This is a genomic window from Salinilacustrithrix flava (assembly GCF_041228405.1).
Classification (GTDB): Bacteria; Actinomycetota; Acidimicrobiia; order Acidimicrobiales; family Salinilacustritrichaceae; genus Salinilacustrithrix; species Salinilacustrithrix flava.
Genome location: NZ_CP133888.1, coordinates 1,897,523 through 1,910,953, shown reverse-complemented (window position 1 = coordinate 1,910,953; position 13,431 = coordinate 1,897,523). Strand labels below are relative to the sequence as shown.

Here is a 13,431-nt window from a genome sequence, read left to right as displayed (position 1 = left end):
ACCCCTGATGAAGCTCACCCTCAACATCTGGCGCCAGGGCAGCATGCAGGCCAAGGGCGAGATGCGCACGTACCAGCTCGACGACGTGTCCGACGACATCTCCTTCCTGGAGATGCTCGACATGCTCAACGAGCAGCTCATCGCCCAGGGCGAGGAGCCCGTCGAGTTCGAGCACGACTGCCGCGAGGGCATCTGCGGCTCGTGCGGGCTCATGATCGACGGCCAGGCCCACGGCCCCCAGACGGGCACGGCCACGTGCCAGCTCCACATGCGCAAGTTCGCCGACGGCGCCACCATCGACATCGAGCCGTGGCGGGCCGCGGCCTTCCCCGTGGTGAAGGACCTCGTCGTCGACCGGACCGCGTTCGACCGCATCGTCGCGGCCGGCGGCTACGTCACCGCCCCCACAGGCTCGGCCCCCGACGCCAACCTGATCCCGGTCCCCAAGGACGCAGCCGACGCGTCGTTCGACGCCGCGGCCTGCATCGGCTGCGGCGCGTGCGTCGCGGCGTGCCCGAACTCGGCCGGCCAGCTGTTCACCGCCGCCAAGATCGAGCACCTCAACCTGCTGCCCCAGGGCCAGGCGGAGCGCGACTCCCGGGTGCTGGAGATGGTCGACACCATGGAGCAGTACTTCGGCTCCTGCACGAACCACGGCGAGTGCACGGCAGCGTGCCCCAAGGAGATCCCGCTCGACTACATCGCGTTCATGAACCGCGACTACGTCCGGGCCCAGCTCCGCAACCGCAAGCTCGCCGGACAGCGCTGATCCCGCCGTAGCCTCGGAACGGATGCCCCACCATCCCCTCCGGTTCCTGAAGCACGCGGCCATCGGCGCCGCTGCCGGCACCGGCGCGGTCGGTGGGGTCGGCCTGCTCGCGTTCGTGCAGGCTCGCCTGGCCGGCATCGGGGGCGCGGCGTCGTACCCGGTGCACTGGCTCGATGGCGACGTCGGCCCCGCCCACCCCTCGGCGCACCGCGTGGTGTGGCTGGGGGACAGCCTGGCCGCCGGCCTCGGGGCCATCGCCCCAGACGTCACGCTTCCCCGGCTCGTCGCCTCCCACAGCGATCGGCGCACCCGCCTGCACGTGTTCGCGACGCCGGGGGCGAACAGCAACGACGTCGTCGACGTCCAGCTGCCGGCGCTCCTGCAGCTGCGCCACGGCCTCGGCCAGATCGGCCAGCACATCGATGCCGTCGGGGTGACCGTCGGCGCCAACGACATCGCCGCGTTCACGAGCCGGCGCCGCTTCCGCCGCAACATCGCAACCATCGCCGCCGCCGCCGATGCGCCGCTGATCGTGGTCTCCATCCCCGGCCTCGCCGACGCCATCCGCCTCCCCCACCCGCTGCGAGCGCTCGCGTCCGTCCGGGGCCGCTGGCTCGACCGGGTCCTGCAGCAGGCGGCGCGCCGCAGCGATCGCATCCACTACGCCAACGTCTGGCAGCGGCCGCCGTGGATCGAGCGTCGCCACCGGGCCCACTTCCTCTCCGGCGACCGCTACCACCCCTCAGGCGCCGGCTACGCCGTGTGGGCCGACCGGGTCGCCCACGCCTTCGAGGTGGCGCTCCGACCGGCCGCTTCGGCCTGACCCCGCCTTCGGGCCCCCGGCGCACCGGTCGCTAGCGTTCCGCCGTGCGATCCCGCTCCCAGCTCCCCGTGCAGGTCTTCCGAGGCTTCTGCATGGGCGCCGCCGACGTCGTCCCCGGCGTGTCCGGCGGCACGGTGGCCCTCGTCTTCGGCATCTACGCCACGCTCGTCGCCCAGATCCGCCAGGGTGCCCGTGCCCTCGGGCAGCTGGTGCGGGGCCGACCCGGCGGCTTCGTCGAGGAGCTCCGCAAGGTCGAGTGGCTGTTCCTGCTCCCGTTGCTGCTCGGCATCGGCGTCGCCCTGGTGTCCCTGGCCAGCGTCATCAGCCACTTCCTGGAGGAGGAGCCGATCCGCACCGCGGCGGTCTTCTTCGGTCTGGTCGTCGGCTCCCTGTTCTCCACCGTGCACCTCGTGCACCGCTGGGACGCCCGCAACGTCACGACCGCCGTCGTCGTGGCCGTCACCACGTTCCTGGTCCTCGGGCTCGGCTCGGGCCAGATCCAGGACCCGCCGCTGGCGTTCGTGTTCGTCGGGGGCAGCATCGCCATCTGCGCCATGATCCTGCCCGGCATCTCCGGCTCGTTCCTCCTGCTGATGCTGGGGCTCTACCAGTTCGTCCTCGACTCGGTCGACGAGCGCGACCTCGTGGTCATCGCCGTCTTCGGCACCGGAGCGGTCCTCGGGCTGGCGCTGTTCTCGTCGCTGCTCAGCTGGGCGCTGGAGCGCCACGAGCAGCCGATCCTGGCCGGGCTCATCGGCTTGATGTTCGGCTCGCTGCGGGTGCTGTGGCCCTGGCCGAACGGCACCGGGAGCGAGGAGTCCACCAACGGGGCCGAGCTCGCCCTCCCCGCCGGCGACGTGTGGTGGCCGATCGGGCTCGCCCTCCTCGCCGGGGCAGCCATCGTCATCGTGGCCCGCCTGGCCGGTGCGAGCGAGGCCGTCGAGCACGCCGAGGTCCCGGCCCGCTGACCACCGGTCACCCGGCGCCGAGCGAACCTCCGGCGCCGGCGCGCAGCTCGAGCCACCCGACCCCGGTCCACCCGCCGGACGACCGCAGCCGGCACAGGGCGCGCGGGCGACGAACCTGTCGGCCGGCCACCTCGACGGGCACGGGCGTCACCGCCAGGACCTCGACCCGCAGCTCGGTGCCGTCGGCGTCGACCCGAGCGGCCACCGGGAGCCCCTCGTCGTCGACCTCCACCTCGCCGCTCGCCGCCACGCGCCGCACGGTGCCGTCGGTCTCGACGAGCGCGGTGGTCGTCCCGCCGCGGCTGTCGACCGACCAGCGGGTCGGCCCCTCCACCACCCCGCTCAGGTGCCACCCGTCGTCGACGACCCAGTCGATGGGTCCCCAGTGGTGGGATCGGCTGCCGACCCCCTCGACGTCGATCACGTCACGGCCGACGAGCACCTCGCCGTACACCCGGCACGCCAGCTCGTAGCCGTGGACGCCGGCGTCCTGGGGGTGCTCGACGACGGGCCCGTCGGTCTCCCACTCGAGGTCGAAGCCGAGGGCCACGTTGTCGCCGTGCTGGCGCCCGTGCAGCTCTCGGGGGTCGTCCACCCCCAGCGCGAAGGTCTCCAGGCCCAGGGTCCAGTGGTCGAGCGGCGTCTCGCAGATGTGGTCGGCCCACAGCCCCGTCGTGCGGACCTCCATCGGGTTGCTGCGGAACGGCACGTGGTGGTCGAGCACCATGAGCAGCTGGCGGCGCGGGCCGGCGAGGGCGGCCTGGTACCAGGCGTGGTCGGCGAAGCGGGTGAACGCGGCCCAGCCGCCGACGTCGCCGTCGGCCGAGGTGAAGTCGAAGGACCAGGTCTCGCTCCAGCCCGCGTCGAGCGGGTCGTGGGGGTGCTCGTCGGCTGGTCGGGGGGCCACGGCGCCATCGTCGCGTGCCACGATGCACGACGTGCAGTTCCTCTCCGACGAGTGGCTCGCCGCCATGGACGGTGCCGCCCGCGCCCGACCCGTCCCCGACCCCGACCCCCTCGCCGACGCCAGCGTCACCATCGAGCAGGTCGTGCGCGATGGCCCCCGCTGGCGCCTCGTCGTGGACCAGGGGCGCTGCTCGGTGGTGGCCGGCGGCGACGGCGACCCCGACGTGCGCCTCACCAGCGACCGCGAGACCGCCGTGGACATCGCCACGGGTCGTCGACCCGCCCTCGACGCGTTCATCGCCGGCGACCTGGTGCTGGGCGGCGATGTGCGGGCGCTCCTCGACAACAAGGCCGCACTCGAGGTGCTCGGCGATCTGTTCGCCGAGGTCAAGGCCGAGACGGCGTTCTCCTGACGTGCCCGAGCTCCCCGAGGTCCAGGCCCACGCCGAGCGGCTGACCGAGGGGTTCGCCGGCGCGGTCCTGCAGCGGTTCCAGCCCATCGCCTTCACCGCCCTGAAGACCTTCTCCCCCGACCCGGCCGTCACCCACGGCGAGGCGCTCGAATCGGTGGGGCGCCGGGGCAAGCTGCTCCTGCTGCGGTTCCCGTCGGCCACCCACGTCGTGCACCTGATGCAGGGCGGTCGGCTGCGACCCGACCCGAAGCAGGCGGCCAAGCCCAAGGGCGGCCAGGCCCGCTGGACCTTCGACGACGGTCGGGCGCTGCTGCTGTCGGAGGCCGGCACCGAGCGCAAGGCCGGCGTCTGGGTGGTCGACGGCAACCCCGAGGACCACGAGCCCCTGGACCACCTCGGCCCCGACGCCACCGATGTCGACGCCGACGCCATGCTCGCCCTCCTGCACGAGGAGAACACACGGGTGCACGGGTTCCTGCGCGACCAGCGTCGCCTCGCCGGCCTCGGTCGGCGCCTGGCCAACGAGGTCCTGCACCGGGCGAAGCTGTCGCCCTTCGCCATGACCGCCAAGCTCGGCCCGGACGACGCCGCGGCGCTCGTGGACGCCATCACCGACGCCGTCGACGAGGGCCTGGCCTACGAGCGGTCACGCGACGACATGTCGTCCTCGAAGGACCGCCCCGGCGCCGTGCACCACCGCACCGGCGAGGCCTGCCCGGTGTGCGGGGACGCCATCCGAGAGGTGGCCTACACCCGCTACACCGTGCACTACTGCCCGACGTGCCAGACCGGCGGCAAGGTGCTCGCCGACAACACCACGTCCAAGTTCCTCAAGTGATCAGATGAGGCCCTGGCCCTTGACGGTCTCCATCTCCTCGACGAGCTCGTTGGCGGAGGCGTCGATGCGGGCCCGGCTGAAGTCGTCGATGTCGAGGCCCTGCACGATGCTCCACTGCCCGTCCTTGGTGGTGCACGGGAAGCTGGAGATGATGCCCTCGGGCACGCCGTAGGAGCCGTCGGAGGGCACGGCCATGGAGACCCAGTCGCCCTCGGGCGAGCCGAGCACCCAGTCGTGCACGTGGTCGATGGCGGCGTTGGCGGCCGACGCGGCGGAGCTCGAGCCTCGGGCGTCGATGATGGCGGCGCCGCGCTTCTGCACGGTGGGGATGAAGTCGCTCTCCAGCCAGGACTGGTCCGAGCCGGCGGCCTCGAAGCCGTTCGTGCCGTTGACCTCGGCGTGGAACACGTCGGGGTACTGGGTGGCCGAGTGGTTGCCCCAGATCGTCATCTTGCGGATGTCGTTCACGGTCGACCCGGCCTTCTTCGACAGCTGGGCGATGGCCCGGTTGTGATCGAGGCGCGTCATGGCGGTGAACCGCTCCCGGGGGATGTCGGGAGCCGAGTGCATGGCGATGAGGGCGTTGGTGTTGGCCGGGTTGCCCACGACGAGGATCTTCACGTCGTCGGCGGCGTTGTCGTTGAGGGCCTTGCCCTGGACGGTGAAGATGCCGCCGTTGGCCTCGAGCAGGTCGGCGCGCTCCATGCCGGCCTTGCGGGGCATCGAGCCGACGAGCAGCGCGATCTGGACGCCGTCGAAGGCGACGTTGGGGTCATCGGAGGTCGTGATGCCCTCGAGCAGCGGGAAGGCGCAGTCGTCGAGCTCCATCACCACGCCCTCGAGGGCGCCCATGGCGGGCGTGATCTCGAGGAGCTTGAGGTGCACGGGCTGGTCCGGACCGAGGAGCGCGCCGCTCGCGATGCGGAAGAGGAGCGAGTAGCCGATCTGGCCGGCTGCACCGGTGACGGCGACGGTGACGGGAGGCTTGGAGGCAGGCATGGAGCGGACCCTATTCCGCTTCGTCATGGCACGGGAACCCCGGCCGGGACTGACCCGAACGGGTGGTTCCGGACCTGGTCGTTCTGCCGAACGCCCGCCAGGGGTACGGGTTCGGGCGTCCCCACCCACCTCGAAAGGACCAACTCATGTACATCGGAATCGGCGGCCTCATCCTCCTCATCCTCATCCTGATCCTGATCTTCTAGGACTGCGATGCAGCGAGCACCCCTGGCCCGGTCGGCGACACGCCGACCGGGCCGAGTGCTCCCTGGAGGGCCGCGATGGCCACCTCGACCTGGGAATCATCGGGTCGGCGGGTGGTGAAGCGCTGCGGCCACACCAGCACGCGATCGAGCCGGCTCCCGGGCCGGAGCCCCGCCACCCGACCGAGCGCGGTCAGCACCTCGTAGGACACCGCCACGATGAGCGGCACCGCCAGGATGCGGCCGGCCAGTTGCAGCACGAGCGAACCGTGCGGCAGGAACGGGTGGACGACGGCGGCGATGGCCGCCACGACCAACAAGAAGCTCGTCCCGCAGCGGGGGTGGTGGATCGACCCACCTCGCAGCACCTCGGGGCGCAGCACCTTCCGGGCCTCGTGGCCGGACACGACCAGGTGCTCGGCGCCGTGGTACTCGAACACGCGCCGCACGTCGCGGCGGCGGCCGACCAGGCCCACGTACGTGCCGAGCACGGTGATGCGCGCCGCGGCCTCGACCACCGGGAACCACGCCGTGCCCCCCGCGACCAGACCGGCCAGACCCGTGGGCAGCACGACGATCAGGACGACGACGGCGACGAGGGCGATGCTGACCAGCAGCCACTTGGGCGCCGGCGTCCGGTCGCTCGGCCGGAACCCGGCCGCGCCCTCCGACCACCGCAGCGCCTCGACCCCGACCACCAGGGACTCGCCCAGGCCGGCCAGGCCCCGCACGAACGGGATCGACTCGGCCCGGTGGGCCCAGCCCGGCACGTCGAGCATCCGGGTGTCGATGCCACCGTCGGGGCGGCGCACGGCCACGCAGGCCCGCTGACCGGCTCGCATCATCACGCCCTCGAGCACGGCTTGACCGCCGACCCGGACGCTGACGTTCGCGGCGTGCTCGCCGTCCATTCGCTCACTCCAGTCCGTCGCTACCGGTGGCACCGGGGCCCGCGCCCGGCCAGACGGTATCGGTGCACCCGCCACCGAGTCCCGTCAGGGCGGCCCGGATCCGGGAGGCGTGAGTAGGTTTCGACCGTGACCCAGGTACCTGGCCCACCCGAGCCCGACCCCGAGACCGGAGGCGACCCGGCAGGCATCCGGGTGGGACCGGTCACCGAGTGGCTCGCCGAGCACGTCGGCACCACCGCACCGCTCCGCTTCGAGCGCCTCGCCGGCGGCCACTCCAACCTGACCTACCGGATCGACGACGCCGAGGGCCGGCGCGTCGTGCTGCGGCGGCCACCCGAGGGTGAGCTGCTGCCGACCGCCCACGACATGGGCCGGGAGCACCGCCTGATCGAGGCGCTCGGCCCCACCGACGTGCCCGTGCCCGAGGCGCTGGCCACCTGCACCGACGCCGCCGTCATCGGTGCCCCCTTCTACGTGATGGCCCACGTCGACGGCGTCGTCCTGCACACCGCCGCCGACGCCGAGGCCGCCTTCGACGAGCCCGAGCGGGCACGCATCGGCCGCGACTTCATCGACGTCCTGGCCCGGCTGCACGCGGTCGATCCCGATGCCGTCGGTCTCGGCGACCTGTCGCGCAAGGAGGACTACATCGCCCGTCAGCTCAAGACCTGGTGGCGCCAGTATGAGGCGTCCCGCACGGCGTCGGACCCGTTGCTCGGTCAGGTGAACGAGTGGCTGCACGGGAACATCCCCGAGCAGGGCCCGGCCCGGGTCGTGCACGGCGACTACCGGCTCGGCAACACCATCAGCAGCCCCGACGCCCGGATCGCCGCGGTGCTCGACTGGGAGATCGCCACGCTCGGCGACCCGCTCGCCGACCTCGGCTACGTCCTGGCGACCTGGCCCCGGCCCGGCGACGAGCACGTGGCCACCACCTCGGCCACCTCGATGGCGGCCGGCTTCCCCGAGCGCGCCGAGCTCCTGGCGACCTACGAGTCGGCCACCGGCGCGGACCTGTCGAGCATCGACTACTACGTCGCGTGGGCCAACTGGAAGACGGCCTGCATCGTGCAGGGCGTGTACCGGCGCTACCTGGACGGCCAGCTCTCCACCGAGGGCGTGGACGTCGAGGGCTTCCGCCACACCGTCGAGGCCGCCACCGAGTTGGCCGCCATCGCCATCCGCAGGGTCGACCCCACGTTCTGAGCGCCCCTCCGGGCCCGACGTTCTGACTCCAGACGCGCCGGTGGCGGGCCCGAGGGCCCGCCACCGATGCGTTCGTCAGCCAGGAAGAGCTAGAGCTGCATGCTCTTGGTCTCGAGGAACTCCTCGAAGCCGTGCGTGCCGTACTCGCGGCCGTAGCCGGACTGCTTGTAGCCACCGAAGGGGGCGTTGGGGTTGAACGCGCCCTGGTTGACCTCGATCTGGCCGGTGCGGATCTGGCGAGCGACGGCCTTGGCCCGCTCGACGTCGCCGCCCTGGACGCCACCGGAGAGCCCGTACAGCGAGTCGTTGGCGATGGCGATCGCCTCCTCCTCGGTGTCGTAGGGCAGGATCGACAGCACCGGGCCGAAGATCTCCTCCTGGGCGATGGTCATGTCGTTGGTGACCTCGGAGAACACCGTGGGGCGCACGAAGTAGCCGTCGGGGTTGACGCCCTCGGGCTTCTCGGGACCACCGGTGACCAGCTTGGCGCCCTCGTCGATGCCCTTGCGGACGTACTCGGTGACGCGCTCGACCTGCATGCGGCTGGACAGCGGGCCGAGCATGGCGCCCTCGGCGAAGGGGTCGGTGGGCTGGTACATCGTCTCGACCGTCTCGGCCGCGATGCGCTCGGCATCGGCGAGGCGGCCCCGGGGGACGAGCATGCGGGTGAGCGCGGTGCAGGTCTGGCCGGAGTTGATGTAGCACTTGCCCACGCCGTCGCGGACGGCGGCCTCGAAGCCGGCGTCGTCGAGGTCGTCGAGGAGGATGTTGGCGGACTTGCCACCGAGCTCGAGGGCGACGCGCTTGATGCTGGCGGCGGCGTTGGCAGCCACCTTCTTGCCGGCGTTGGTGGAGCCGGTGAAGGACACCATGTCGATGTCGGGGTGACCGGAGATGGCCTCGCCCACGACCTGGCCGACGCCGGGCACGAGGTTGAACACGCCCGGGGGCAGGCCCACGGAGTCGATGACCTCGGTGAGGATGTAGGCGTCGATCGGGGCGATCTCGCTGGGCTTGAGCACCACGGTGCAGCCGGCGGCCATGGCGAAGGCGACCTTGGCCGCGATCTGGTGGAGCGGGTAGTTCCACGGCGTGATGCAGCCGACGACGCCGACGGGCTCCTTGACGACGAGGCTGTTGCCCACCGTCTGCTCGTACTCGTAGCTCTCGGCGATGGCGCCGGCCTGGCTGAAGGAGTTGATCGGAAGGCCGGCCTGGACGATCTGGCTCAGCCACTTGGGCATGCCCGCCTCGCGGGTGACCACGGTGGCGATCTCGTCCATGCGGGCACCGAGGCCCTCGGCGATGCGGGTGCAGTACTTGGCCCGCTCCTCGCTGGACTTGGCGGCCCAGCCGTCGAAGGCGGCCTTGGCGGCCTTGGCGGCCTTGTCGAGGTCCTCGGCGGTGCCGCTCGGGATGGTGGCGATCACCGAGCCGTCGGTGGAGTCGAACACCTCGAGCGTGTCGGAGCCGGTGGATGCCACCCATGCCCCATCGATGTAGATCTTGTCGTACGTCTGCACGGTGTCGTCATCCCCCTGTGGAATGTGGATCGCGGAACTGGTAACGGACGTTATCTCTCTGGGCCTCGACCTGCCACCCGGCCTCACCGGCCTGCGTACGCTCCCGCCCGTGCCCCGCCGCCTGCTGCGCCTCCTGGTGCCGACCCCGGACCGGACCCGGGTGCTGGCCCGCCCGAACGGGCTCGCCGGCTGGACGCTGCCCGTGCTGCCCGTGGCCGAGGGCGCGGACGTGACGTGGGACGACGAGCTGCTGGCCGCGGCCGAGCGGGTGGTCGGCACGGCGATCCGGCCGGTGCGGGAGGTGGTGGGCGGGGCCTGGGAGGTCGAGGCGCAGGGCCGGATCCCGGCCGTGGGTGCGACGTGGATCGCGCCGGCCGAGGCCGGCCGCCTCGGCGCCGACGCGGCGCTGCTCGTCCGGTGGGCCGATGACGGGGGCTAGGTTCCGCGCCGTGACCGCCCTCGTGCCCGTCCTCGACGGACTCTGCTTCGCCGAAGGCCCGCGCTGGCACGACGGCCGGCTCTGGTTCTCCGACATGCACGACCTGCACGTGCTGGCCTTCGACCCGGCGACCGAGGAGACCGAGGTGGTGGTCGAGGTGCCGGGGCAGCCCTCCGGTCTCGGCTGGCGTCCCGACGGCACCCTGCTCGTCGTGTCGATGACGGACCGGCGCCTGCTGGCGGTGCACGATGGCACCACCGAGGAGGTCGCCGACCTGAGCGACCTCGCACCGTTCCACTGCAACGACATGGTCGTGGACGGTCGGGGCAACGCCTACGTCGGCAACTTCGGCTTCGACCTGCACGACCCCGACGCCGATCAGCGCACCACGAACCTCGTGCTCGTGACCCCCGAGGGCGACGCGCGCATCGTCGCCGACGACCTCTTCTTCCCGAACGGCTGCGTGGTCACGCCCGACGGCAGCACGCTGGTCGTCGGCGAGTCGTTCAGCGGCCGGCTGACGGCGTTCACCATCGCCGAGGACGGCTCGCTCCACGACCGGCGCGAGTGGGCGCGGGTGCGGGGTGCGGTGCCCGACGGCATCTGCCTCGACGCCGACGGTGCCATCTGGCTCGCCTCCCCGATCAGCCACCAGGTGCTGCGCGTCGCCGAGGGCGGCGAGGTGCTCGACGAGGTGCGCACCAACGACGAGCGCCAGCCCTTCGCCTGCATGCTCGGCGGCCCCGACCGGCGCACGCTCTACGTGTGCACGGCCATCGACAGCGAGCCGGTCGGTGCCCGGGCGGCCCGGGCCGGGCGCATCGAGGCCATCGACGTCGCGGTCCCGGGCGCGGGTCTGCCCTGACCCCCGCCCGGGAGCGGCCCCAGTGGGAACTGGCAGCGGCTGCGGAACACGCCGCCGCTCAGGTGAGCGGCACGTAGCCGGGCACCTCGGCCGGCGGGGTGTCGAGGTACACCTTGGCCTCGGGCGGGCCCCCGAAGCGGCCGTGGCTCCAACGCACCTCGACGTGGCCGTGGACGACCACGTCCGCGCCGGATTCGCGGTCGAGCACCGTGGCCGCCCAGCGCACCTGGGGTTGGCCGGCGTCGTCGGGCTCGATGTCGAAGGCACGCAGCTCGTGGCGCTGGCGCCAGTCCCAGGGGGTGTCGATGCGCAGGCGGATGACGTCGGCGCGGGACGCCCCGAGCACGAAGTACGGCGCCGACGCGAGCCGGAGGAGCCGCCACAGCAGCTGCTCCCGTGCACCGGGCGTTGACGCCGACCGCCGCCACCGCTCGGCCGAGGCCCGGCTCACCTCCGCGCACATCTCGCGGTAGGGATCCTTCGCCTCGTCGGGCCAGGCACGGCCGTGCTCGCGGAGGGCATCGCGCAGGCGGCGTCGCTCGGTCACGTCCGCGTCGCAGGGGTCGGCGGGGAACGGGCAGCCCACCGCCTCGGCGGCGACCGTCGCCAGCCGCCGGTGCGCGTCCGGCGCGACCTGGCCGTACCAGTCGGCGCGGTCGTGGCTGTCGGTGGCCTTCAGCAGGTGGTCGAACACGCGGGCCGGCGCCGCGTTGTGCAGCACCTTGGAGAGGTACTTGCACGACACCAGGTAGACCCGGTCGACCCGCAGGTCGGCCGGGATGACCTGGTCGCCGGGCGGCCGGTGCCCGCCGGTCCACTCGATGCGCCTCGGGCGGCGACCGCCGAGGCCCTCGGCGTGCTCGGCGAACGCGGTGCCGTTGGCGAACGCGGCCTCGGCCAGCAGGTGGAGGTCGGGGTCGTGCAGCCCGTGCTCGAGCTGGTCCCAGGCGTCGGGGCCGACGAGCACCTCGGCGGGTCGCTGCAGCACGGCCCAGCCCACCGTGCCGTGGACGAGCATGCCGAGCGCGGTGGCGAGCTCGGAGACCGCGGTCCGGGTGTCGGCCACCGGTGCGTCAGGCCGGGTGGAGGGACCGCAGCTCGTCGACCGCGCCCTCGGCGGTGAGCTCGACGACCGCGTCGATGCCCCGCCCGATGACGGCAGCCAGCGCCTTGCCCTGCGCGGTGGAGCGGGTCGGGCGCTCGGTGGTGAGGACCAGCACGCCCTCCGGTCGCTCGGCGGCGTGGACCACCGCGGCCTGGGCCAGGGTGCGCCACAGCACCTCGGAGCGGCGCAGGCCGGACGGCGAGGGCGTGAAGGAGCCGGCGACGGTCACGAGCCAGCGGCGCCCGGCGGTATCGGTGGCCGCCAGGTCGAACTCGACGCCGAGCTCGCGCACCGGGACCTTCTTGTCGACGATGTCGGTGAAGCCGGCCTCGCCCAGCAGGCGCCTCGCCACGTCGGTGGCCTTGCGTCCGACGCGGATGGCCTCGGCGGCCGGCGCATCGTCGGGCAGGGTGCCCTTGCCCGGGCGGACCTCGACCGGCGGCCCGTCGCCGCGCTCGGCTTCGACGCGGGCGAGGGCGGCCTCGACGTAGGCGGGGTCGGTGTCGAAGCCGACGAAGTGCCGGCCGGTGCGTGCAGCGGCGACCGCGGTGGAGCCGGCACCCATGAACGGGTCGAGCACGAGGTCCCCGGCGTAGGTGTAGAGGTCGATCAGGCGCTGGGGCAGCTCGACCGGGAACGGGGCCGGATGGTTCACCCGCTTGGCGCTCTCCGGCGCCAGCTCCCACACGTCGAGGGTGGCCTCGAGGAAGTCGTCGACGGTCATGGTGCCGGTGCTGGGCATGCCGGACGAGGCGCGGTCCTTGGCATCGACGGCGCGGTCGAAGCGACCCTTGGATGCCACGATGACCCGCTCGGTGACGTCGCGCAGCACCGGGTTGCCCGGTCGCTGGAAGCTGCCCCAGGCGCAGGAGCCGCCGGCGCCCTTGCCCTTCTGCCAGATGATCTCGCCCCGCAGGAGCAGGCCGAGCTCCTCGAAGATGGCGACGACATCGGAGGACAGCGACCGGTAGGGCTTGCGGCCGAGGTTGGCGACGTTGACCGCGATGCGGCCGCCGGGCTCGAGCTTGCGGACGCACTCGGCGAAGACGTCACGCAGCATGCCGAGGTACTCGAGGTAGTCGGCCGGGATGCCGTCGGTGCCGAGGGCCTCCTCGTAGGCCTTGCCGGCGAAGTAGGGCGGCGAGGTGACGACCAGGGCGGCGGAGTCGTCGGCGATGTCGCCGAAGGTGTCCATGTCGCGCGAGTCGCCGACCCAGATCTCGTCGGTGGCCTTGGGGGGGTTGACGTGGTCGTCGTCGCTGAGGACCGGGGGCACGAACCGGGCGTAGAAGGCGGACGCGTCGTGGCCTTCCCGCTTGCCGACCCCGAAGTTCGACGTGGCCGTCGACCGCCGGCGCGGCTCGTCACCGGTGTCGAGGCCCTCGCTCATGGAGCGAGCCTACGCGACCCCCTCCGACAGGAAGACCGACCACCACTCGCTTCGGTGGTCCTGGACCGACCAC

General features: G+C 72.6%; 14 protein-coding genes. 8 read left to right on the top strand and 6 right to left on the bottom strand.

The genetic code is table 11. The features are described from left to right. Window positions 1–7 precede the first annotated feature (7 nt). The 3 genes from RGQ06_RS09575 to RGQ06_RS09565 are packed head-to-tail and all read left to right on the top strand — an operon-like array spanning window position 8 to window position 2,560. Window positions 8–769 carry a succinate dehydrogenase/fumarate reductase iron-sulfur subunit gene (locus tag RGQ06_RS09575; RefSeq protein ID WP_432426795.1) on the top strand — a complete coding sequence of 254 codons (762 nt, stop codon included), beginning with the start codon at window positions 8–10 and terminating at the stop codon, window positions 767–769. Between the two features lie 22 nt (window positions 770–791). Beyond that, a complete protein-coding gene (locus RGQ06_RS09570) occupies window positions 792–1,592 on the top strand; it encodes a GDSL-type esterase/lipase family protein (RefSeq protein WP_432426796.1) in 801 nt (266 codons plus the stop codon). 44 nt (window positions 1,593–1,636) lie between these two features. Next, window positions 1,637–2,560, top strand: a complete 924-nt coding sequence (locus tag RGQ06_RS09565; protein WP_432426797.1) for a DUF368 domain-containing protein — start codon at window positions 1,637–1,639, stop codon at window positions 2,558–2,560. A 7-nt stretch (window positions 2,561–2,567) separates the two neighbouring features. Here the strand turns inward: RGQ06_RS09565 and RGQ06_RS09560 are convergent, their stop codons facing one another. Then, window positions 2,568–3,467, bottom strand: coding sequence for a hypothetical protein (locus tag RGQ06_RS09560; protein ID WP_432426798.1), 900 nt, complete (start codon window positions 3,465–3,467; stop codon window positions 2,568–2,570). A gap of 22 nt (window positions 3,468–3,489) precedes the next feature. On the opposite strand from RGQ06_RS09560, the gene RGQ06_RS09555 reads away from it, so the two are divergent. After that, window positions 3,490–3,879 carry an SCP2 sterol-binding domain-containing protein gene (locus tag RGQ06_RS09555; RefSeq protein WP_432426799.1) on the top strand — a complete coding sequence of 130 codons (390 nt, stop codon included), beginning with the start codon at window positions 3,490–3,492 and terminating at the stop codon, window positions 3,877–3,879. Window position 3,880: 1 nt separating this feature from the next. Continuing rightward, window positions 3,881–4,717 carry a DNA-formamidopyrimidine glycosylase family protein gene (locus RGQ06_RS09550; protein ID WP_432426800.1) on the top strand — a complete coding sequence of 279 codons (837 nt, stop codon included), beginning with the start codon at window positions 3,881–3,883 and terminating at the stop codon, window positions 4,715–4,717. On the opposite strand, the gene RGQ06_RS09545 is transcribed toward RGQ06_RS09550, so the two are convergent. Next, complete coding sequence (locus RGQ06_RS09545; protein ID WP_432426801.1) at window positions 4,718–5,716, bottom strand: malate dehydrogenase; 999 nt, start codon at window positions 5,714–5,716, stop codon at window positions 4,718–4,720. Window positions 5,717–5,918: 202 nt separating this feature from the next. After that, the gene (locus RGQ06_RS09540) at window positions 5,919–6,830 is read right to left on the bottom strand and encodes a DUF1385 domain-containing protein (protein ID WP_432426802.1); all 912 of its coding nucleotides are present in this window, start codon (window positions 6,828–6,830) and stop codon (window positions 5,919–5,921) included. A 126-nt stretch (window positions 6,831–6,956) separates the two neighbouring features. Here RGQ06_RS09540 and RGQ06_RS09535 point away from each other — a divergent pair, with 126 nt between their 5' ends. Beyond that, window positions 6,957–8,036 (top strand): phosphotransferase family protein, encoded by a 1,080-nt coding sequence (locus tag RGQ06_RS09535; protein WP_432426803.1) that lies wholly within the window; start codon window positions 6,957–6,959, stop codon window positions 8,034–8,036. An 89-nt stretch (window positions 8,037–8,125) separates the two neighbouring features. Here RGQ06_RS09535 and RGQ06_RS09530 read toward each other — a convergent pair whose 3' ends face one another. Beyond that, the gene (locus tag RGQ06_RS09530; protein WP_432426804.1) at window positions 8,126–9,559 is read right to left on the bottom strand and encodes an aldehyde dehydrogenase family protein; all 1,434 of its coding nucleotides are present in this window, start codon (window positions 9,557–9,559) and stop codon (window positions 8,126–8,128) included. Window positions 9,560–9,668: 109 nt separating this feature from the next. Between RGQ06_RS09530 and RGQ06_RS09525 the strand changes: the two genes are divergently transcribed. Next, window positions 9,669–9,998 (top strand): hypothetical protein, encoded by a 330-nt coding sequence (locus tag RGQ06_RS09525; RefSeq protein ID WP_432426805.1) that lies wholly within the window; start codon window positions 9,669–9,671, stop codon window positions 9,996–9,998. Between the two features lie 10 nt (window positions 9,999–10,008). Next, window positions 10,009–10,863, top strand: a complete 855-nt coding sequence (locus RGQ06_RS09520) for an SMP-30/gluconolactonase/LRE family protein (RefSeq protein WP_432426806.1) — start codon at window positions 10,009–10,011, stop codon at window positions 10,861–10,863. A gap of 58 nt (window positions 10,864–10,921) precedes the next feature. Here RGQ06_RS09520 and RGQ06_RS09515 read toward each other — a convergent pair whose 3' ends face one another. Together RGQ06_RS09515 and RGQ06_RS09510 are read right to left on the bottom strand one after the other, a co-directional pair. Continuing rightward, a complete protein-coding gene (locus RGQ06_RS09515) occupies window positions 10,922–11,929 on the bottom strand; it encodes a hypothetical protein (protein ID WP_432426807.1) in 1,008 nt (335 codons plus the stop codon). A gap of 7 nt (window positions 11,930–11,936) precedes the next feature. Next, complete coding sequence (locus tag RGQ06_RS09510) at window positions 11,937–13,358, bottom strand: DNA methyltransferase (protein ID WP_432426808.1); 1,422 nt, start codon at window positions 13,356–13,358, stop codon at window positions 11,937–11,939. Window positions 13,359–13,431 lie beyond the last annotated feature (73 nt).